At 63.5% G+C, this 18,529-nt stretch carries 20 protein-coding genes; 12 read left to right on the top strand and 8 right to left on the bottom strand.

Annotation, left to right across the window (positions count from 1 at the left end):
- Positions 1-514 precede the first annotated feature (514 nt).
- The 3 genes from ABIB06_RS29170 to pncA form a co-directional block, all read right to left on the bottom strand.
- Entirely contained in the window at positions 515-2,548 is a 2,034-nt protein-coding gene (locus tag ABIB06_RS29170; RefSeq protein WP_354047763.1) for an NAD(+) synthase, read from the bottom strand.
- Between the two features lie 155 nt (positions 2,549-2,703).
- Positions 2,704-3,819: an alpha/beta fold hydrolase gene (locus ABIB06_RS29165; RefSeq protein WP_354047765.1), complete on the bottom strand. Its 1,116-nt coding sequence runs from the start codon at positions 3,817-3,819 to the stop codon at positions 2,704-2,706.
- 16 nt (positions 3,820-3,835) lie between these two features.
- A complete protein-coding gene (gene pncA / locus ABIB06_RS29160) occupies positions 3,836-4,474 on the bottom strand; it encodes a bifunctional nicotinamidase/pyrazinamidase (protein WP_354047767.1) in 639 nt (212 codons plus the stop codon).
- A gap of 245 nt (positions 4,475-4,719) precedes the next feature.
- On the opposite strand from pncA, the gene glk reads away from it, so the two are divergent.
- The 3 genes from glk (at position 4,720) to ABIB06_RS29145 (ending at position 6,326) form a co-directional block, all read left to right on the top strand.
- Positions 4,720-5,691, top strand: a complete 972-nt coding sequence (gene glk / locus ABIB06_RS29155) for a glucokinase (protein WP_354047769.1) — start codon at positions 4,720-4,722, stop codon at positions 5,689-5,691.
- A 133-nt stretch (positions 5,692-5,824) separates the two neighbouring features.
- The gene (locus ABIB06_RS29150) at positions 5,825-6,028 is read left to right on the top strand and encodes a hypothetical protein (protein WP_247346925.1); all 204 of its coding nucleotides are present in this window, start codon (positions 5,825-5,827) and stop codon (positions 6,026-6,028) included.
- Positions 6,029-6,170: 142 nt separating this feature from the next.
- A complete protein-coding gene (locus ABIB06_RS29145) occupies positions 6,171-6,326 on the top strand; it encodes a hypothetical protein (protein ID WP_354047771.1) in 156 nt (51 codons plus the stop codon).
- Positions 6,327-6,387: 61 nt separating this feature from the next.
- On the opposite strand, the gene ABIB06_RS29140 is transcribed toward ABIB06_RS29145, so the two are convergent.
- Together ABIB06_RS29140 and ABIB06_RS29135 are read right to left on the bottom strand one after the other, a co-directional pair.
- The gene (locus tag ABIB06_RS29140; protein WP_354047773.1) at positions 6,388-6,765 is read right to left on the bottom strand and encodes a response regulator; all 378 of its coding nucleotides are present in this window, start codon (positions 6,763-6,765) and stop codon (positions 6,388-6,390) included.
- 111 nt (positions 6,766-6,876) lie between these two features.
- Positions 6,877-7,668, bottom strand: a complete 792-nt coding sequence (locus ABIB06_RS29135) for a Spy/CpxP family protein refolding chaperone (protein ID WP_247444365.1) — start codon at positions 7,666-7,668, stop codon at positions 6,877-6,879.
- A gap of 461 nt (positions 7,669-8,129) precedes the next feature.
- On the opposite strand from ABIB06_RS29135, the gene ABIB06_RS29130 reads away from it, so the two are divergent.
- The 6 genes from ABIB06_RS29130 (at position 8,130) to ABIB06_RS29105 (ending at position 14,268) form a co-directional block, all read left to right on the top strand.
- On the top strand, positions 8,130-9,470 hold the full coding sequence (locus tag ABIB06_RS29130; RefSeq protein WP_247346913.1) for an ABC transporter substrate-binding protein: 1,341 nt from the start codon (positions 8,130-8,132) through the stop codon (positions 9,468-9,470).
- 147 nt (positions 9,471-9,617) lie between these two features.
- A complete protein-coding gene (locus ABIB06_RS29125) occupies positions 9,618-10,556 on the top strand; it encodes a carbohydrate ABC transporter permease (protein WP_354047776.1) in 939 nt (312 codons plus the stop codon).
- The gene (locus ABIB06_RS29120; RefSeq protein WP_247346911.1) at positions 10,556-11,467 is read left to right on the top strand and encodes a carbohydrate ABC transporter permease; all 912 of its coding nucleotides are present in this window, start codon (positions 10,556-10,558) and stop codon (positions 11,465-11,467) included. Before ABIB06_RS29125 ends, ABIB06_RS29120 begins: the two co-directional genes overlap by 1 nt.
- 20 nt (positions 11,468-11,487) lie before the next feature.
- Positions 11,488-12,588 (top strand): ABC transporter ATP-binding protein, encoded by a 1,101-nt coding sequence (locus ABIB06_RS29115; protein WP_354047778.1) that lies wholly within the window; start codon positions 11,488-11,490, stop codon positions 12,586-12,588.
- 34 nt (positions 12,589-12,622) lie between these two features.
- Positions 12,623-13,612 (top strand): hydroxyacid dehydrogenase, encoded by a 990-nt coding sequence (locus tag ABIB06_RS29110; RefSeq protein ID WP_354047780.1) that lies wholly within the window; start codon positions 12,623-12,625, stop codon positions 13,610-13,612.
- A 170-nt stretch (positions 13,613-13,782) separates the two neighbouring features.
- Positions 13,783-14,268, top strand: a complete 486-nt coding sequence (locus ABIB06_RS29105) for a hypothetical protein (protein ID WP_354047782.1) — start codon at positions 13,783-13,785, stop codon at positions 14,266-14,268.
- A 2-nt stretch (positions 14,269-14,270) separates the two neighbouring features.
- On the opposite strand, the gene ABIB06_RS29100 is transcribed toward ABIB06_RS29105, so the two are convergent.
- On the bottom strand, positions 14,271-14,768 hold the full coding sequence (locus ABIB06_RS29100; protein WP_354048037.1) for a DUF1993 domain-containing protein: 498 nt from the start codon (positions 14,766-14,768) through the stop codon (positions 14,271-14,273).
- A 126-nt stretch (positions 14,769-14,894) separates the two neighbouring features.
- Here ABIB06_RS29100 and ABIB06_RS29095 point away from each other — a divergent pair, with 126 nt between their 5' ends.
- From ABIB06_RS29095 to ABIB06_RS29085, 3 genes are all read left to right on the top strand, one after another.
- On the top strand, positions 14,895-15,677 hold the full coding sequence (locus ABIB06_RS29095) for a transporter substrate-binding domain-containing protein (protein ID WP_354047784.1): 783 nt from the start codon (positions 14,895-14,897) through the stop codon (positions 15,675-15,677).
- A gap of 170 nt (positions 15,678-15,847) precedes the next feature.
- On the top strand, positions 15,848-16,732 hold the full coding sequence (locus ABIB06_RS29090; RefSeq protein ID WP_354047786.1) for a DUF2147 domain-containing protein: 885 nt from the start codon (positions 15,848-15,850) through the stop codon (positions 16,730-16,732).
- A gap of 181 nt (positions 16,733-16,913) precedes the next feature.
- A complete protein-coding gene (locus ABIB06_RS29085; protein WP_354047788.1) occupies positions 16,914-17,264 on the top strand; it encodes a hypothetical protein in 351 nt (116 codons plus the stop codon).
- A 68-nt stretch (positions 17,265-17,332) separates the two neighbouring features.
- On the opposite strand, the gene ABIB06_RS29080 is transcribed toward ABIB06_RS29085, so the two are convergent.
- Together ABIB06_RS29080 and ABIB06_RS29075 are read right to left on the bottom strand one after the other, a co-directional pair.
- Positions 17,333-17,737 carry a (R)-mandelonitrile lyase gene (locus ABIB06_RS29080; RefSeq protein WP_354047790.1) on the bottom strand — a complete coding sequence of 135 codons (405 nt, stop codon included), beginning with the start codon at positions 17,735-17,737 and terminating at the stop codon, positions 17,333-17,335.
- Between the two features lie 23 nt (positions 17,738-17,760).
- Positions 17,761-18,459, bottom strand: coding sequence for a ribonuclease activity regulator RraA (locus ABIB06_RS29075; RefSeq protein ID WP_247346892.1), 699 nt, complete (start codon positions 18,457-18,459; stop codon positions 17,761-17,763).
- Between the last annotated feature and the right edge of the window lie 70 nt (positions 18,460-18,529).

Here is an 18,529-nt window from a genome sequence, read left to right as displayed (position 1 = left end):
ACGGAATGGGCCGGCGCAACGGTAACTTGGGCCTGACAGGGCCGGATCGGCCTTTCGCAGGCCTCCCCTGCTCCCGGCGCGGTCTATTGGAGGGTCGGATCGAGGCGGTCGCGCAATCAGTCGCCAATTGCGGAGACCGCCAGCGTGGTCGAGACGATCAGGGGCGAGACGATGTCGGGCAGGATATGCCGGAGGGAAGACGCATGCATCCGCGCGCGGAATCACGCGCGTTCGTCTCCGTAGTGATCCGGAATGGAGTCCTATTCAGATGTCGCGTACATCGCGTGACATCGATCGGCGGCCTTACAAGGGCATCACCCTCTGATCGCGCTACATGGGGTTGGGGGACCGCATGGGGCGGGGGATCAAAGGCTGGGGCAAGGTTACGAGGTCCGGACTCCTAGGCACTCCGGACCTCGGGACTTTCTAGATTGAACGCGATTTCGCGCCGCCGGCCTCATGAGCCGCGCGGCGCGATTTCGTTTTGGGCAGCTGCACGGTCAGACCTTGCCGATCAGTTCGGCACATTCCGTTCGAGATCTTCAAGCCACGCCGCCGCGCTGGAATCCGACGGCGCGCGCCAGTCGCCGCGCGGCGACAAAGAGCCGCCGGCCGAGACCTTCGGCCCGTTCGGCATCGCCGATCGCTTGAACTGGCTGAAGGCAAAGAAGCGGCGCAGGAACACCTCCAGCCAGCGGCGGATCTCCTTGAGATCATAGGCCTTGCGCTTATCGGTCGGAAATGCCGGCGGCCATTCGCCCTCAGCGACGTCCTTCCATGCCTGCAGCGCCATGAAGGCGATCTTGGACGGCCGCATGCCAAAGCGCAGCGTGTAGAACAGGTTGAAATCCTGGAGCTCGTAGGGACCGACGGAGGCTTCCGTGCTCTGTGCCTTCTCGCCGGGCTGGACCGGAACCAGTTCGGGCGAGATCTCGCCCGACAGGATCGAGGCAAGCGTCCGGTTGACGTCGTCGCTGAACTGTTTTGAGGCGATCACCCAGCGGATCAGGTGCTGGATCAGCGTCTTCGGCACCCCGGCGTTGACGTTATAATGCGCCATCTGGTCGCCGACGCCGTAGGTGCACCAGCCCAGCGCGAGCTCCGAGAGATCGCCGGTGCCGATCACGATGCCGCCGTGATGGTTGGCGAGCCGGAACAAATAGTCCGTACGCAGGCCCGCCTGCACGTTCTCGAAGGTGATGTCGTAGACCTTCTCGCCCTTGCCGAAGGGATGGCCGATGTCCTTCAGCATCTGCGTCGCCGTGGTGCGGATGTCGAGTTCCTGCCAACTCGTCTGCAACGCCTTCATCAGCGCCAGCGCATTGGTCTTGCTCTCGCTGCCCGTGGCAAAACCCGGCATGGTGTAGGCAAGGATGTTCTCGCGCGGCAGGCCAAGGAGATCGACGGCCTTGGCGGCGACGATCAGCGCATGGGTCGAATCGAGCCCGCCCGAGACGCCGATGACGACGCGCTTGGTGCCGGTGGCGCGCATGCGCTGGACGAGGCCGGCGACCTGAATGTTGTAGGCCTCATAGCAGTCCTGCTCGAGCAGGCTCTCGTCGCTCGGCACGAACGGAAAGCGCTCGATCTTGCGCAGGAAGCCGATGTCGGCGGCCGGCGGCTGCAGGGCAAAGGTGATCCTTCGGAAGAAACCTTCGCGCTGGCGGCGATTGTCGTCGAACGTGCCCATCGAGGCGCGCTCCTGTCTGAGCAGGTCGAGATCGATGTCGGCCAACGTGATCTGGCCGCCCTGACGGAACCGCTCGCCCTCAGCCAGCAGCACGCCGTTCTCGTAGATCGAGGTTTGGCCGTCCCAGGCGAGATCCGTAGTCGATTCCCCTGCCCCCGCGGCGGAATAAACGTAGACCGCGAGGCAGCGCGTCGAGGTGGATTGGCACAGCAACGCGCGCGAACGGGCACGGCCAATCGTGATCGGACTGCCGGAGAGATTGATAAGAACGCTTGCGCCAGCAAGCGCGAGCTCGGAGGCCGGCGTCACCGGGATCCACATGTCCTCGCAGATCTCGACACCGATCGTCAGGCCCGGGACGTCCTCGGCCGCGAACAGGAGATCGACGCCGAACGGGGCATGCAGCCCGCCAAAAGCGATCGTCTCGCCGACGATGCCGGCGCCGGAGGCGAAATGCCGCCCCTCGTAAAACTCGCGATAGGTCGGCAGGTAAGTCTTGGGTACGACGCCAAGCACGTTGCCGCGATGAACGACGACGGCGCAATTGTAGATGCGATGACCATGGCGCAGCGGCGCGCCGACGATCAGCGCGGTCATCAGCGCCGAGGAGGCTTCGACGATCGCGGCAAGTCCGCGCTCGACCGCATCGAGCAGCGGATCCTGCTTGACCAGGTCTTCGATCGCATAGCCGGACAGGCAAAGCTCGGGAAACACGGCAACCGCCACCGACTGCTTGTGGCAGTCCTGCGCGGCCACCATGATGGCCTTTGCGTTGGCCGAGGGATCCGCCACATGCGAGGTGGTGACGCAGGCCGCCACGCGCGCAAATCCGTGGGCATAGATCGAGTGGAAACTCATCGAGCTCAGCACCTTTGATGTCTTCCGGCATCGAGAGGCGTCGTCCGGACGCCGCCTGCTCCGGCTCTATTTAACCCATCGACGTGACTTCGTGCAGGCCATCCACCGTCATGCATAACGGATTTGCAGCTGCGCCGGCACGCCCCTTGGCCGGATCAGGCGCTACGGGCCAGCACGTTGGACAGATCGCCGCGTAGCCACTCGGCGATCTGCGGCCAGGCATGGGCGTGGGTTCGCGCGCCCATGAACAGGCCGAGGTGGTTGCTGGGTTCGGAGGCCGCCGCAACGAAGGCCGGTGGCGTGCCGAGCAAACCGGCGGTGGCGAGCGCCTGCGCGGCCGGCACGACGTCGTCATCGAGCCCGGCCAGCAGGAAGACCGGCGCCTTGACGTGCTTCAGATCAATCACGCGGCCGAGCGCCGTGAATTGCCCGTTCGCGATCCGGTTCTCCCGGAAAATCCGGTTGACGATCTCGAGATAATAAGCGCCGGGCAGATTGAGCGTCTCGGCGTTCCAGCGCTCGAACCGCGCGAGCAGCGTTGCGCTCCCCTCAGCCGCAAGGTCCACCTGCAACGCCGCGGCGATGTCGTCGCGGGTTGGCGCCTTGGACCAGACACGCAGCATCTCCTCGCCGCTGACATTACCGCCGCCCCGTGCGACGAGCTGGTCATAGACCATTTCGGGAGCGTCGCGGGCGAGCTGCGACAGCCTGGACTCGATCGAGAGGTCGACCGGCGCGCCGACCAGGACCAGCCGCCGCACCTTGGCGGGAAAGCGCGCCGCATAGAGCAGCGACAGCCAGCCGCCCTGGCACAGGCCGACGAGATCGACCGGCGCGCCGATCTCGTCGATGGCGACGTTGAGATCGCCGAGATAGCAGTCGATCGAGAGATAGCGCATCTCGGGCGTGGCTGACCGCCAGTCGGCGAGATAGATCCGGTCGATGCCGCCATTTTGCAGGGACTGCACCACGCTGTGGCCGGGTGCGAAGTCGGCAATCAGGGCCCGATGCAGCGCGTAGGGCGCGCAAACCAGCGCCGGCTGGCCGGATCGCGTCCGCGTGCAATCGCGCAAGCGCATGGTCGCGAGCTCCAGAGCAACGGAGTTGGCCGTGGTCCACGGCAGGCTGCTGTCGGCCTGCTCCGGCGGACCGCGCTCAAGCCATCCGAACCAGGCGTCCATGGCGAGCTGAGCCGCTGCGAACGGCCACAGCACCGGGTCACCCGGGACCTGCCCCGGCGCGCGCAGCTGTTTGCCGGTCTTCTCCGCCATGGCTACGTCACCGTTCTCACAGGAATGCCTCGAGGCCGATGACCGGAATGCCGCGCTCCCGAAAACTCTGATGGGTTGCGCCCATCGAGCCGTCGAGGTCGATGCCACAGCAGGCATCCTCGATGACGGCGACATCGAACCCCGCCTCGCGGGCATCCTCCGCCGAAAAGCGGACGCAGAAGTCGAGCGCGAGGCCGGAGACGAAGACGGTGTTCAACTCGCGTTCGCGCAAATATCCGAGCAGGCCGGTCGGTGTTTTCTTGTCGTTCTCGAACAGCGCCGAATAGGAATCGATGCCGCGCCGAAACCCCTTCCGCACCACCAGACTCGCGCGGGTGACGTCGAGATCGCGATGAAATTCGGCGCCCGCGGTGCCCTGCACGCAATGGCTCGGCCACAGCACCTGGGCGCCGTAGTCAAGCGCGATGGTCTGGAACGGCTGCCTGCCCGCATGGTTCGAAGCAAAGGAGACATGATCCCGGGGATGCCAGTCCTGGGTCAGCACCACATTGGCGAATTTTTGGGCGATTCGATTGATGGCGGGCACCACCTTCTCGCCGCTGGGAACGGCGAGCGCCCCGCCGGTGCAGAAATCGTTCTGCACGTCGATCACCAGCAGCACGTCGCGGTCGGAAATCTTCATCGCAAGGTCCATTTCAAGCCGTCCCGCGCGACCGGCGCCGAACGCTCCTCCAATGTCGATCTTCCCGGCAACTACCGCAAGGTGCGGCGATCTGCGCGAATGGCCGCCGTCATTCCCAAGGGATGCAACGGTTTGGCCTCGTGCGTGTTGACTAGATCCACCCGAGGACGGATTCTGAAAGCCGTTCGCATCTTGCGATCCGATAGAACGGAGGAAGAGGTTCCCGCAGCCGGCAAGGCCGCGGCAGCCATATGGACATGACCATCGGCAAGACAGGACCGATTCTTCTCGCCGATATCGGCGGCACCAATGCGCGCTTCGCGCTCAGTCAGGGCAATCAGACCGGACCGATCGACTATGTGAAGGTGGCAGACTTCCCGACCGTCAGGGAAGCCATTGTCGATGTACTCGGGCGCCGGTCCGGCGGCGAACCGCCCCAAAGGGCCGTGCTGGCCGTGGCGGGTCCGGTGACCAACAATCGCTGCGTCATGACCAACAGTCCGTGGGTCATCGACGGCAACGAGCTCCAGCCGGCCCTTGGCTTCGGCAGCGTTCACGTTCTCAACGATTTCGAGGTGGTGGCCTGGTCCCTGCCTGCCCTGCAGCCCGCCGACCTGATCCCGCTCGGCGGACAGGATGGCCTTCCCGGAGAGCCGTTGCTGGTGGTCGGGCCTGGAACCGGCTTTGGCGTCTCCTGTTTGGTCGAGCGCCATGGCGCACGGCTGGCCGTCGTCACCGAGGCCGGCCACGCGACTCTGCCGGCGGAGAACGAGCACGAGGAACGCGTGATCGCGTCCATGCGCCGACGCCTCGGCCATGTCTCCATCGAGCGCGGTGCACTGTCCGGCTCCGGCCTGCAAAGCCTCTACGAAGCGCTGTCCGAAGTTGAAGGCGCTCGGGTGCCGCATCGCGATGCTGCCGCCATTACCAAGGCGGCCCTGGAAGGCAGTTGCGAACTCAGCCGCGCGACCCTGGGGATGTTTTGCGCCATTCTCGGCTCAGTCGCCGGCAATCTCGCAGTGACCTTCGGCGCCCGTGGCGGTGTCTATATCGCCGGCGGAATCGTGCCGCGTTTTCCGGATTTCCTTGCAGCTTCCGCGTTCCGGGCGCGCTTCGAAGCCAAGGGGCGCTTCCAGGACTATCTACGCAACATCCCGACCAGGCTGGTCACGAAGCCTGACGCGAGTTTCGTCGGCCTGAAGATGTTTGCCGAGCACAACCAGCCTTAAGATCTCATACGAGTTCCAGTAATTCACAGCTCATTGCACCGAACGCGCGGTTCCATGCGGGATGGCGCTTGCGTGCATGTTTCGGATCAGAAACAATTCGGCGTTGTGTGTGGCGTAGTTGCGGGGGCGTGACATGCGTAAGCAGGATTTTGGTTTCGACTATCACCGCTATCACCGCCTGCTAATCGAGGCGGACGACGACGGCAAGCGGCTGGCCCTGATCGAGCTTTTGATCGAGGAAAAGGCGCGGGATCGGCTTGCTGCCCAGCGGGCTTCGGACCGCGCGGCCATGACAGCCCACACCATCGCCACGGTGCTGAAGAACGGGCGCCACTGAGGCGTGATCTTGTTACGGCGCGCGCAGACGCGGGACCGATTGCGATTCCGTTAACGATGCATCGAAAGCTCGCGTCAAACTTTTTGCTCTAAGGCTTCCCTCACCTGATGCAATTCAGGGGCAACAAAGGGGGGGAATGAACATGAGCATGATTTCGATCGCCGCGATGCCGGCCACCATCGAAACGCGTTTGACCGATTCTTCTTTCAAGACCATCTTGCTGTTCTGCTGCACAGGCCTCGTCGCCTCGTTCGGCCTGATGGCGCGCGGCATCGATCTTGGCGCCGGCCTGATGTGAGACCGCGACGAATTCCGTCGCAAAATGGCCGCCCTTGATGGGCGGCTATTTTCGCCGTCGCTCAGTGCGGCGTCTTCGCTCCCGCTTCCGGAAACATCGAATCGATCATCGCCTTGAGCTGATCGATCCCAATCGGCTTGCGCAGGATCGGCCGACGCCGGAGCAAGGACGGCAGCAGTTCCGGCCCGTAGCCCGTGGCAAACAGAAACGGCTTCCCGCGGCGCTCGATCAGGTCGGCCACGGGATCGACGTAGACGCCCTTGAGGTTGATGTCGAGAATCGCCAGATCGTACTGCGCGGTCATGGCGTAAGCGCTGGCATCCCGGACATTGTCGGCTTCCGCGACGACGTGGTGGCCGAGTTCCTCCACCATGTCCGCCATCATCATCCGGATCAACGCCTCGTCTTCGACCAGGAAAACGGAGAGTGCGTCCGCCATTTAAACCCCGCAATCAGCTTACGAAGCTAAGCATAACCGAATTGCGGAGAGGATTCACGAATTCGTGGCGGGCGCCGTTAATTCAGGCGCGCCCGATCCGATTCAACTTGATCAATCCAATCCTCGTTCGTGGCTAAGGTGCACCATCTCCTGTATGAAGACCTGCTTCTGCTTGTCATCGAGGCTCGAGTAGAGTGGCTCGGCAGCGTCGGCGACGTTGCGCTGGTCGGCAGCGCGATCGATCAGGAACTGCGACTCGTTGCGCATCTGCTCGATGATGTCGTCCGGCGGATCCCGCTTGGCCCGGGTAACCCGCAGGTTGAGCCGCTCCGCACCATTGTGCCCCAGGTAGTGCATGGCGCTCGAGAAGCCGAACCAGTGCTTCTCCTGATCGGGCGTGAGGTTCAGTTCCGTCTTGATCCGCTCGATATATGAATCGCTGTTGGCAACGATTTGCTCGGCGGTCTGTTGCGGCGCGCCGGTCTGGGTGAGGACGGGGACGTCCTTATTGTCCTGCGGCGCATTCTTGGCTTCCTTGCTCGCCTTGGCGCCCTTGCCCGCCTTGCCGCTCTTGGCATCCTTGTCCTTGCCGGCGCCGGGCTGCTTAGAGTCCTTGCTGGCGTCCTTGTTAGAATCCTTGGCGGCCGGCGGCGCCTGATTGCCGTTATTGTTGTTGACGCCGAGCACGCCGGTGAAGACGCCGACCACGCCGCCGATCGCACCGCCCAGCACGCCCCCGACGGGGCCCGCTGCCTTGTTGCCGGCCGCGGCCCCATCCTGAACGCCTTTGACCAGGCCTTGTGCATTCGCGACCGCGGCTGCGCCGAGCAGCAACACGAAAACGGCCCCCAGCGCGAACCATCGTCGCAGGTAAAGCCGCGCGGGCGGCGCCGGGTTTTTCATTCTGGTCTCCATGGTCGATCTGATTGGCCTGTCGGGGTGGAAGCCACCCGCCAGTTGCAACTCTATCGTTTTCACCGCTTCGAGGTCTAGGCGCCGACAAATGCTATCCACGCCCGAAAAGTGTTTGGCGCGAGGCGCTTATGCAGGCTCGTTGGAAACTGCGGCGTAATTGCGCACATGTCGCTGCGGCGGGGCGGCGCAAAGTGTGCGTCGCAAAACGACCGACCGCGGTTCATGGCCGGCGCGCGACACCGAAGGCAATCCCACCTTCCCGGGGCACAACGTTAGTTCTAGGCGCAAGCCGTCCGGTTTTCTCGACAGACGCGATCAATCATGATCTGATCGCGCTACCAATCTGCAAAAACGATCAACAAGAAACTCCCAACAAGAAAATCAAAAGCAAAACTCGGAAGAGTTCAGAGGAAACACCAGAACAATAAACACCCAAGCGAGGAAACGAGATGTCACGCAAGACACTGACGCGACGTCAATTTGTGGCTGCCACTGCAATGTCCTCTGCGGCGCTGATCACCGCGCCCTATGTCCGAGGCGCTTACGCCGCCGGCAAGCTCTCGATCGGCTTCTGGGACCACTGGGTGCCCGGCGCCAACGATGCCTCCACCGCCCTCGTCAAGGAATGGGGCGAGAAGGAGAAGGTCGAAGTCTCGATCGACTACATCACCAGCAACAACAAGAAGATCGAGTTGACCGCGGCGGCCGAAGCCCAGGCCAAGTCCGGTCACGACATTCTCCAGATGCCGAGCTGGTGGCCACACGCCTATTCGGAGAATCTCGAGCCGCTCAACGACGTCATGGAGCCGCTCATCAAGCAGAACGGCGAGGTGAACGGCACCGTCAAATATCTCGGACAGTCGGGCGGCAAATGGCTGGCAGTGCCTGCGACACCGGGAAGCCAGATCAAGGGCCCCTGCTCCCGCATAGATCTGATGAAGAAGCACGCCGGCATCGACGTGCAGGAGATGTATCCGGCCGGCAGTCCGCCAAAGGCGGACAACTGGACCATGGAGACCTTCCTGAAGGCGGCCGAGGCCTGCCACAAGGCGGGCTTCCCCTTCGGCATCGGTCTCGGCGAGACCACCGATAGCGTCGACACCGCGGGCGCGATCTTCCAGTCATTCGGCGCCGAGCTGGTCAACGCCAAGGGCGATATCACCGTCAAGACCGACGCGGTCAGACAGGCGCTCGAATTCTACAAGAAGCTGATCGCCGTTCTGCCCACCGACGCACCGTCTTGGGATGATGCCTCCAACAACAAATGGCTGATCTCGGGCCGCGGGGCGATGATCCTGAATCCGCCGAGTGCCTGGGCGGTCGCCAAGCGCGACGCACCGCAAGTCGCCGAACAGTGCTGGACGCACGGCTTCCCGTCCGGTCCGAAGGGACGTTTTGCGCCCTTCCTGCCCTACTTCTGGGGCGTCTGGGCCTTTGGCAAGAACAAGGAAGCGGCCAAGAGCTTGCTCGTTCACCTGTCCTCGCCAGCGGCGATCGAGAAGTTCGTCGCGGCGAGCGGCGGGTACGATCTCCCGGCCTACGCGAACATGACGAAGTTCAAAACCTGGGCCGAGGAAGGGCCGCCGAAGGGCACGCTGTTCCACTATCCGGATCCCTACAAGCAGCAGACGATGTCGATCGCCGCGTCTCCAGCGCCGCCGAAGATCGCCCAGCAGATCTACTTCCAGGCAACGCTGACCAAAATGGCGCTGCGCTTTGCGCAAGGAGAGAAGTTGGAAACGGCGCTCGCCTGGGCGGAGGGTGAGTGCGAGGGCTTCATGCGGACCTGAGACGGGTATGTGCCATGGCGGTTCACGCTTCGCGCGTGAGCCGCCGGGGCACCCCTCGCTCGATCCGCTTGCCGAATGAAGCCGACGGCTGCGCCGGCTTCGCCATTCAACATGTCCTGCTACATGTCCTGCAAAGAGGCTAACGTCATGGCCGATGTCGTCGTTGAGCAAGGCCGTCTCGCTCGTGCTGCGAGCCCGCGCAAACGGGCGAGCCTGCGCAATGCAATGGGACGGAAATCGACCGTAGCGTTCTTCCTGACGCTGCCGCTGATCCTCCTGATCGCCCTGCTCGTGCTCTATCCCGCCTTCTATTCGGTCTACCTGGCGACGCTGAACAAGGCGATGACGAAGTTCGTCGGCCTCAGCAATTTCACCTTCCTGTTCAAACGCGAAACGTTCTGGATGGTGGTGAGACAGTCTTGCATCTTTGCGATTACCGCCGTGGTCTTCAAAGCGCTGATCGGCTTCATCGTCGCGCATTTCGTCCACAACATTCCGGGCAAAAAGCAACGTAAATGGCGCGGCATGCTGCTGGTGCCCTGGGTGATCCCGCCGGCGATGAGCACGCTGGCATGGCTGTGGCTGTTCGATCCCTCCTACAGCGCCTTCAACTATACGCTCTCGTTCTTCGGCATCGGTCCGATCCCGTGGCTCGGTGACACCTTCTGGGCACGTTTCTCCGTCATCCTCGTCAACGTCTGGTACGGCGCGCCATTCTTCCTGATCATGTATCTGGCCGCGCTGAAATCCGTGCCTGACCAGCTCTATGAAGCCGCAGCGATCGACGGCGCCAATTGGTGGCAGAAGATCTGGCACATCACCTTGCCGATGATGCGCAACATCATCGCCATCACCACGCTGTTCTCGCTGATCGTCACTTTCGCCAATTTCGACATCGTACGTATCCTCACCTCCGGCGGTCCGCTGGACCGGACGCATCTGTTCGCCACCTGGGCATTCCAGGTCGGCATCCAGAGCAGCGACATTCCGCTTGGCGCCTGCGTCTCGCTGTTCATGGTGCCGATCCTCGCCGTCGCAGCGGTCTTCATCCTGCGCGATGTCAACAAACGTGGGAACGAAGCCTGATGAGCACGCTCGCGATCGACAAGACCGGACCGACGCGTAAGGTCAAGCTGCGAAGCATGAGCCGCGACCGCACCTGGGCGCTGCGCTGGTCCTACTTCTTCCTGGTGCTGTTTGCGATCTTCTTCCTGATCCCGCCGGTCTATATGCTGATCACCTCGCTCAAGAGCAGCGCGGAGATCTCGGCCGCCACCAATCCGTGGTGGGTCTTTCATCCGACTCTGTCGAACTATGTCGAGCTGTTGACCTCGAACCAGTTTCTGCGGTTCTTCTGGAATTCGTCGATGATTTCGATCGTGGTCGTGATCGTGACGATGCTGATCAGCATTCCGGCGGCGTTTGCATTGGCGCGGATGAAGTTCTGGGGCTCGGCGACGCTCGCGACCGGCGTCTTTCTCACCTATTTGATCCCGGACAGCCTCCTGTTCATTCCCTTGTTCAAGATGCTCGCGGTGGTCCAGGACTTCACCGGCATCACTCTGCTCAACCGCTGGTACGTGCTTGTCTTCATCTATCCGACCCTGACCGTGCCGTTCTGCACCTGGATCATGATCGGTTATTTCGCCTCGATCCCGAAGGAGTTGGACGAGGCTGCCCTCATCGACGGCGCCTCCTGGCTCCAGACCCTGACGCGGATTTTCATCCCGGTAGCCCTGCCCGGCCTGATCGCCGCGACCATCTTCGCCTTCACCGTGTCCTGGGCGCAGTTCCTCTATCCCCTGGTGTTCACGACATCCATCGACCAGCTCGTGCTGCCGGTCGGTATCACCACCACACTGATCAAGGGCGACGTCTTCAACTGGGGACAGATCATGACCGGTGCGCTGCTCGGCGCAGCCCCGCCGCTGGTCATCTACGCCTTCCTGATGGACTATTACATTGCCGGCCTGACCGCCGGCGCGACGAAGGGTTGAGAACGAGGGGTTGAACTGCAATGGCCGACGTTTCCCTGCGCAAGGTGATCAAGCGTTACGACGACGTCGAGGCCGTGCGCGGCATCGATCTCGACATCTCCGACCACGAGTTCATCGTGCTCGTCGGCCCCTCCGGATGCGGCAAGTCGACGACGCTGCGCATGATCGCAGGCCTGGAGGACATCACCGACGGCGACATCATGATCGGCGGCGACGTCGTCAACGACGTGCCGCCGAAGGACCGCGACATTGCGATGGTGTTCCAGAACTACGCGCTCTACCCGCACATGACTGTCGCGGAGAACATGTCGTTCGGGCTGCGCCTGAAGCACTATCCCAAGGCCGAGATCAAGGCGCGGGTGACGGAAGCCGCCCGCCTCCTCGACATCACCGACCTGATCGACCGCAAACCGAAGCAGCTCTCCGGCGGCCAGCGCCAGCGCGTCGCCATGGGGCGGGCCATCGTGCGTAATCCAAAGGTCTTCCTGTTCGACGAGCCGCTGTCCAATCTCGATGCCAAGCTGCGCGTGCAGATGCGGATCGAGATCAAGAAGGTACACCAGAAGGTACGAACCACCACGGTCTACGTCACCCACGACCAGGTCGAGGCGATGACGCTGGCCGATCGCGTGGTGGTGATGAACAAGGGCCGCATCGAGCAGATCGGCACGCCGAACGAGCTCTACCACAAGCCGGCGACGCGCTTCGTCGCGGGCTTCATCGGCTCGCCCGCGATGAACTTCCTCCCGTGCCGGCTGGAGGATGCCGGCGGCGCGCTCCAGATCCGCCTGACCGACCGCATCGCCTTCGCGCTGCCGCCGGCCCGTGCCACGCGCTACAACGCATTGCCGCGCACCGAAAAGCTCCTGCTCGGCATCCGGCCTGAGCATCTCACCGAGTCGCATGCGCATCTTGGGCCGGGCGTCGAAACCTTCGACACCGTGCTCGACGTCACCGAGCCGATGGGCATGGAGACCCTGGTCTATTTCGGGCTCGAGGGTACGCCCGTCTGCGGCCGCGTCGATCCCAATGCCGGCGCTGCAGACGGGGCTCCCATGCGTTTGGCGATGGACCTCAACAATATGCACCTGCTAAACGAAGAGACCGGCGTCGTGTTGTGACGCCGGTTTTGGAAACGCGAGCAGGCGGGGAGCGATGTCGACCAACAAGAAGAAGATTTTCGTTACACAAACTTTGTCGCAAGGTGCGCGCGCCCTCCTCACCCAGCGAGATGACATCGAACTCATCGAGTTTCCGAACCTGATCTCCGCCAAGGACTTCGAGGCCTTGCTGAAGAACCATGCGCCGGTCCATGGCGTGGCGCTTGGTGCCACCGCCTTCGGCGAGACTGAACTCGAAGCGTCGAAGGATATGAAAGTGGTGACGCGGATCGGCGTCGGCTACGATGCCGTCGACGTTCCCGCCCTCTCCCGCCGCAAGGTGCCGCTGATGGTCGCGGGCAGCGCGAACTCGCCTTCGGTCGCAGAGCAGGCGTTGTTCATGATGCTGACGCTGGCAAAACGCGCGCAGGAGATGCACGCCTGCGTCAAGGACGGCAAATGGGCCGACCGGCTCGGCATGCTGCCGTTCGATCTCTACGGCAAGACCGTCCTCGTCATCGGCTTCGGCCGGATCGGCACCCGCACCGCCAAGCGTTGCCTGGCGATGGACATGAACGTGCGGGTCTACGATCCCTACAAACCTGCCGCAGATATCAAAGCGGCCGGCTGCGAGCCCGTCGCCGATCTCGACGCGGCGCTGCCTCACGCCGATTTCGTCACCATCCACTGCCCGAAGACGCCGGAAACAGTCGGCCTGTTCGACGCAGCACGGATCGGCCGGATGAAGCCGAAATCCTATCTCATCAACACCGCTCGCGGCGGCATCGTGAAGGAGGCCGCGCTGTACGACGCCCTGGTCTCGGGCAAGATCGCCGGCGCCGGCATCGACGTGTTCGAGGTCGAACCGCCGCCGGTGAGCAATGCGCTGTTTGCGCTGCCTAACGTGATCATGGCCCCGCATGTCGCCGGTGTCACGGTCGAGGCGGTGAGTCGCATGAGCGAGCAGACCGCGCGCAATATTCTGAGTGTGCTGGACGGCGATCCCATCAGGCAGAACATCATCAACCAGGACGTCCTGGGCTGAGCCGACCTCCGGGGCGGGCGGCCAACCCGCCCGCCTTCGGAACGCCAGAATGCGTCCCATTTTGGTGCAGATCGAGCCCTCACTCAGCCTTAATCAAACCCGCGTAATAGGTCCGGCCGCGGCGGCAGTGGGACAGACTTGCCGGCCGCGTCGAGCTGGAGGATGAACCCTTGTCAGAGATCGACCCGACCGACCACACGCTGGCGACCATCGCCAGCATTTTGGAGCACCCCGAGCCCGTCCTCGTCGTGCGCGAGACCGAGACCGAGACCGTGACCGTAACAGAAATGGTGGTTGCTGGTGAGCATGTGGTCGCCGACGAGCACCCGATGGTCGATGAGCATCCGGTGGTCGAGGAGCAGCCGCTGGTGCCGGAGCACACCGATGCCGACGGCTACAGCAAGGTCGGTCCGGGGCCGATGGTGGCGATCCGTCTGAAATGGACGGTCCATCGCGGCGACGACAGCCAGTTCTACGTCCACGAAACCATCGGCGAGCAGTCTGTGCCCGTGATCAGCGGCCCGATGACCAGCGAGGCTGCCGTGCATTTCGTCGACGTGCACGAGGACGAGGCACATCGGCGCTTCGAAGAGCTGCGCAGCGAGATCGCCGGCCGCAGCTCGCTCGCCGACTACGAGCGCAAGGGCGAAGCCTAGGCTTATCGTCGTCCGAGATAATCCTTCTTCACGAGCTCGACACCTGCGTGCCGCAAGAGGTCGTAGGTCGTCGTCACGTGAAAGAAGAACTGCGGGACGCTGAAGGTCAGCAGCAGCGTCCGTCCGGTGAACGGCAACTCGGTGCCGTTTTTCAGCTTGAAGAAGACATTCCGGTCCGCCGCGGCGTCGATCTCCGCGCGCGGCAGGCTTTCGATGAACTCGATTGACGTGGCAATGCGGGCCTGAAGCCCGGCCATGTCGTGCTCCAGCACCGGCAGCGTCACCGGCTCGCGCTCGGCCAGCAAGGCCGAAGCGACCGCGGCATGGCGGCAGGCCTCGCCGATCTGCTGCGCCAGATCGTACATGTCTGGTGACATGCGCATGCCGAGCAGGACGGACGGATTGAATTTCCGGATTTCGGCATAGGCAACGCCCTTGTCGAGCAGTGCGGACAGGTTGCGCAAGTAAGGCACGAAGACGCCGACCGAGGCGTCATACATCGAGATCGTCACTTCAAAATTCCCTTCAATTCCGCCTCGCCAGCGACGGGCATCTGGTCTAGATCCAAGCCTCAAGAGCGGCACAATGACAGCTCGGGCATCGGTGGAAAAGAGATGATCGTTCGGATGACCATTCGAATTTTGGCGGCTTTGGCCGTGGTCCTGCTGGCAAACATTTCGGCCCACGCACAGCAGGCGGCGCCCTCCCGCCTCGACGAGATCGTCAAGCGCGGCACTTTGCGCGTCGGCATGACCGGCGATTACAAGCCCTTCACCTATCTCGACAAGACGACGCAGCAGTTCAGCGGCTTCGACGTCGATATGGCCGAGGCACTCGGCAAGGCGCTCGGCGTCAAGGTCGAATTCGTGCCGACAGCCTGGCCAAAGCTGATGAAGGATTTCGAGGCTGACCAATTCGACATCGCCATGGGCGGCATCTCGGTCACGCTCGACCGGCAGAAGAAGGGCTTTTTCTCCACGGCCATCATGCGCGAGGGCAAGACGCCGATCGCGCGCTGTGCCGATGTCGGCCAATACCAGAGCATCACCGACATCGACAAGAAGGGCACCCGTGTGATTGTCAATCCCGGCGGCACCAATGAGCGCTTTGCGCGTGCCAACATCAAGGACGCCGACATCACCGTCTTCCCCGACAATACCGTGATCTTCGATGAGATCGCCAAGGGCAATGCCGACCTGATGATGACGGACGCCTCCGAGACGCGCTACCAGCAGAAGCAGCATTCTGGCGTGCTCTGCGCGGTGCATCCCGAAAAGCCGTTCGATTTCTCCGAGAAGGCCTATTGGCTCCAGCGCGACATGGCGCTGAAGGCGTTTGTCGACCAATGGCTGCACATCGCCACGGAGGACGGCAGCTACAAGAAGATCTACGCCGCCTGGTTCGACTAGGGCGCGTCCACCTGTCGCTTGCCCCGGCCAAACTTTGGACCGGCTCCGGTGTTATTGAACCCGGAACAGCCGGAGCACGACTCATACGGTGACAGTGATCTAGATCACTTTTTGCGATCGCACCGGGGCGTAAGCGTCGGTGCGGGGACCACCTGTTTCAGGAGACGGAAATGAGGAAGCTGTTGGCCACGGCCGCATTCCTTTTGGCGAGCACCGCTGCGCAGGCGCAGTACACCTTCGACTATGGCGGGCGCACCATCCGCATCGATCCCGACCGCGGCACGGTGCAAATTCCCGGCGTCTATGACAACACCGGGCAGGGCAAGGCAAAGAAGACCAAGACCGACGCCAAGGGGGCTCCTAAAGCGGACCCGCAGGCACCGCAACAAGCCAAGGCCGATCCGCAGCCGCCGGCAAATCCGGCGCCGGTACCCGCGCCTGTCGTAGCACCTCCGGCGGCCGAGCAGGCCCCTGTCCAGGCTCCCGTGGCGCCTCCTGCCCCGCCGGCGCCTCCGGCCACCACAGCTAACAATGCTCCGGCCGAAGACGCGCTTGTGCCGCCGCCTCAGCCGGCCCCGAGTGCTGCTCCGACGATGGCCGCAGTACCGCCCGCACCGCCTCCACCGCCAGCCCCGACGGTCGCAGCCGCGCCTCCGGCTCCGCCTCCCGTCCCGGCGCCTGCGCCTGCCCCCGTTCAGTCGGCTGCCGTCGCGCCGCCGGCTCCCGCGGCCGCGCGCGATCTCAATTCACCGCTCGGCGTCTGGCTCACCGAGGAGAAGGAAGGCAAGATCCGGATCGAGCAATGCGGCAACAATCTCTGCGGCTATTCGGTAGATTCGAAATCGAACCAGAACGGCGAGCAGGTCCTGATCAACATGAAGCCCGGCAAGGATCAGAACAAGGACCAGAAATGGTCCGGCCGCATCCTCGATCCGAACTCCGGCTCGACCTACGATTCAACCATCGCGCTGAAGGGCACCGATCGGCTGCGCGTGCAGGGCTGCGCCTTCGGCGGCATGTTCTGCGGCGGCCAGACCTGGACGCGTCTGAACTGACGTCGAGACGACACTCTGACCGAGACAAAGGGACCCGCAACGCGGGCCCCTTTGCTTTTGTCCGCCAAGTCGTTTGCGACGTGCGCGACGTCACAGAGCCCGTCGCGCGCGTGACAGCCCTCACATCGCCGTTTCCGCGTCCATGTCACGATCCCCGCATGATCAAACCTAGGGGCGTGTCATGAACGGATTTCGCAAGGCTCTCTTCGCCACAATCATTGTCATCGCGTTACCGGCCGCTCAGGCCCGCGCTAGCACTTTCGACGGCGCATGGAATGTCCGTATCTCATCGTCGAGCGAGACCTGCGGTAACGGCTCGACCGTCTCGATCGGCATCAACAATGGTCAGATCGCGTCGAGCAGCGCCGCAGTGACGGCGTCCGGCCGCGTCGCGGATGCCGGCCGCATCAATGTCACCTTGAGCACCGGCATCAAGCGCGCCGTCGGCTTCGGCCGGCTCAGCGGCACCTCAGGCTCCGGCACCTGGCGCGGCACCATGTGCACGGGCACGTGGACGGCGGAAAGGATGTAAAGTGCCGTGTCCCGGACGAGCAGCGACGCATCGCGGTACGCGATGCGTCTTGTTCCGGGGCACGAGAGTCAGCCGACCGCCGCCCCATATTCCGCGTCGGTCACCGGCTCCAGCCAGGTCGAGAACACGCCGTCGAGCGCTTCCTGCATGGCGATGTGGGTCATGCCGTTGGTCGGCGTGGCGCCGTGCCAGTGCAACTCGCCCGGCGGAATCCAGACGGTGTCACCAGGGCGTATTTCCCTGATGGGCCCGCCCTTGGACTGGACCCGGCCGACTCCCGAAATCACGTAGAGCGTCTGACCGAGCGGATGGTGATGCCAGTTGGTGCGCGCGCCCGGCTCGAACGACACGCGCGAGCAGTTCAGCCGCGCCGGCGCGGGCGCCATGATCACGGGGTCCTGAAGGACCGTGCCGGTGAAGTGTTCCTTGGGCGCGCGGCGGGTCGGCCGCGTGCCTGCGACAGTGATCTCCATGGGGTAACCTCTCTTGCTGTCTGTTACTTCTTGCTTGCGGCGTAGCGCGCCTTGGTCTCGGCGTTCATGGGATAGAGGCCCGGGAGCACCGCGCCGTTGTTCACCTCGTTGACGATCCAGGCTTCCATCCGCTCCTGCTCGACACTCTCATTGAGCACGTGTTCGAGCATCGCCTGCGGGATCAGCACGCAGCCGTCCTGGTCGGCGACCACGATGTCATTCGGGAATACCGCAACGCCGCCGCAGCCGATCGGTTCGCCCCAGCCGACGAAGGTCAGGCCGGCAACCGACGGCGGCGCGGCATAGCCGTCGCACCAGACCGGCAGGTTGGTGCCGAGCACGCCCTCGACGTCACGCACGACGCCGTCGGTGACGAGTGCTGTGACGCCGCGCTTCATCATGCGCGCGCACAGGATGTCGCCGAAGATGCCGGCATCGGTGATCCCCATGGCGTCGACCACGGCGATGCAGCCCTCCGGCATTGCTTCGATCGCGGTGCGGGTCGAGATCGGCGACGACCAGGATTCCGGCGTCGCCAGATCCTCGCGCGCCGGCACGAAGCGCAGCGTGAAGGCCGGTCCCACCAGGCGCGGCAGACCCGGGCGCAGCGGACGCGCGCCGCGCATCCAGATGTTGCGCAGGCCCTTCTTCAGCAGGACCGTGGTGATGGTGGCAGTGGTGATGCCGGCGAGGGTCTTGCGGGCTTCGGGGGACAGCGACATGGAAACAGACGAGCTCCGGATGGGCGGGAATGAACGCGCGCATCTTGCGAGGTGCGGGCGTGCCGTCAAG

It is taken from the genome of Bradyrhizobium sp. LB8.2 (assembly GCF_040548035.1).
In the GTDB taxonomy this organism is placed as follows: Bacteria; Pseudomonadota; Alphaproteobacteria; order Rhizobiales; family Xanthobacteraceae; genus Bradyrhizobium.
The sequence above is the reverse complement of the archived record's forward strand: the minus strand, read 5'-3'. Positions and strand labels throughout refer to the sequence as shown.

What these genes read in the sequence shown, in the direction of transcription:
- ABIB06_RS29170 (WP_354047763.1), bottom strand. Translation starts at nt 2,548, where the DNA reads ATGAGTTTCCACTCGATCTATGCCCACGGATTTGCGCGCGTGGCGGCC.
- ABIB06_RS29165 (WP_354047765.1), bottom strand. Translation starts at nt 3,819, where the DNA reads ATGGCGGAGAAGACCGGCAAACAGCTGCGCGCGCCGGGGCAGGTCCCG.
- pncA (WP_354047767.1), bottom strand. Translation starts at nt 4,474, where the DNA reads ATGGACCTTGCGATGAAGATTTCCGACCGCGACGTGCTGCTGGTGATC.
- glk (WP_354047769.1), top strand. Translation starts at nt 4,720, where the DNA reads ATGACCATCGGCAAGACAGGACCGATTCTTCTCGCCGATATCGGCGGC.
- ABIB06_RS29150 (WP_247346925.1), top strand. Translation starts at nt 5,825, where the DNA reads ATGCGTAAGCAGGATTTTGGTTTCGACTATCACCGCTATCACCGCCTG.
- ABIB06_RS29145 (WP_354047771.1), top strand. Translation starts at nt 6,171, where the DNA reads ATGAGCATGATTTCGATCGCCGCGATGCCGGCCACCATCGAAACGCGT.
- ABIB06_RS29140 (WP_354047773.1), bottom strand. Translation starts at nt 6,765, where the DNA reads ATGGCGGACGCACTCTCCGTTTTCCTGGTCGAAGACGAGGCGTTGATC.
- ABIB06_RS29135 (WP_247444365.1), bottom strand. Translation starts at nt 7,668, where the DNA reads ATGAAAAACCCGGCGCCGCCCGCGCGGCTTTACCTGCGACGATGGTTC.
- ABIB06_RS29130 (WP_247346913.1), top strand. Translation starts at nt 8,130, where the DNA reads ATGTCACGCAAGACACTGACGCGACGTCAATTTGTGGCTGCCACTGCA.
- ABIB06_RS29125 (WP_354047776.1), top strand. Translation starts at nt 9,618, where the DNA reads ATGGCCGATGTCGTCGTTGAGCAAGGCCGTCTCGCTCGTGCTGCGAGC.
- ABIB06_RS29120 (WP_247346911.1), top strand. Translation starts at nt 10,556, where the DNA reads ATGAGCACGCTCGCGATCGACAAGACCGGACCGACGCGTAAGGTCAAG.
- ABIB06_RS29115 (WP_354047778.1), top strand. Translation starts at nt 11,488, where the DNA reads ATGGCCGACGTTTCCCTGCGCAAGGTGATCAAGCGTTACGACGACGTC.
- ABIB06_RS29110 (WP_354047780.1), top strand. Translation starts at nt 12,623, where the DNA reads ATGTCGACCAACAAGAAGAAGATTTTCGTTACACAAACTTTGTCGCAA.
- ABIB06_RS29100 (WP_354048037.1), bottom strand. Translation starts at nt 14,768, where the DNA reads ATGTATGACGCCTCGGTCGGCGTCTTCGTGCCTTACTTGCGCAACCTG.
- ABIB06_RS29095 (WP_354047784.1), top strand. Translation starts at nt 14,895, where the DNA reads ATGACCATTCGAATTTTGGCGGCTTTGGCCGTGGTCCTGCTGGCAAAC.
- ABIB06_RS29090 (WP_354047786.1), top strand. Translation starts at nt 15,848, where the DNA reads ATGAGGAAGCTGTTGGCCACGGCCGCATTCCTTTTGGCGAGCACCGCT.
- ABIB06_RS29085 (WP_354047788.1), top strand. Translation starts at nt 16,914, where the DNA reads ATGAACGGATTTCGCAAGGCTCTCTTCGCCACAATCATTGTCATCGCG.
- ABIB06_RS29080 (WP_354047790.1), bottom strand. Translation starts at nt 17,737, where the DNA reads ATGGAGATCACTGTCGCAGGCACGCGGCCGACCCGCCGCGCGCCCAAG.
- ABIB06_RS29075 (WP_247346892.1), bottom strand. Translation starts at nt 18,459, where the DNA reads ATGTCGCTGTCCCCCGAAGCCCGCAAGACCCTCGCCGGCATCACCACT.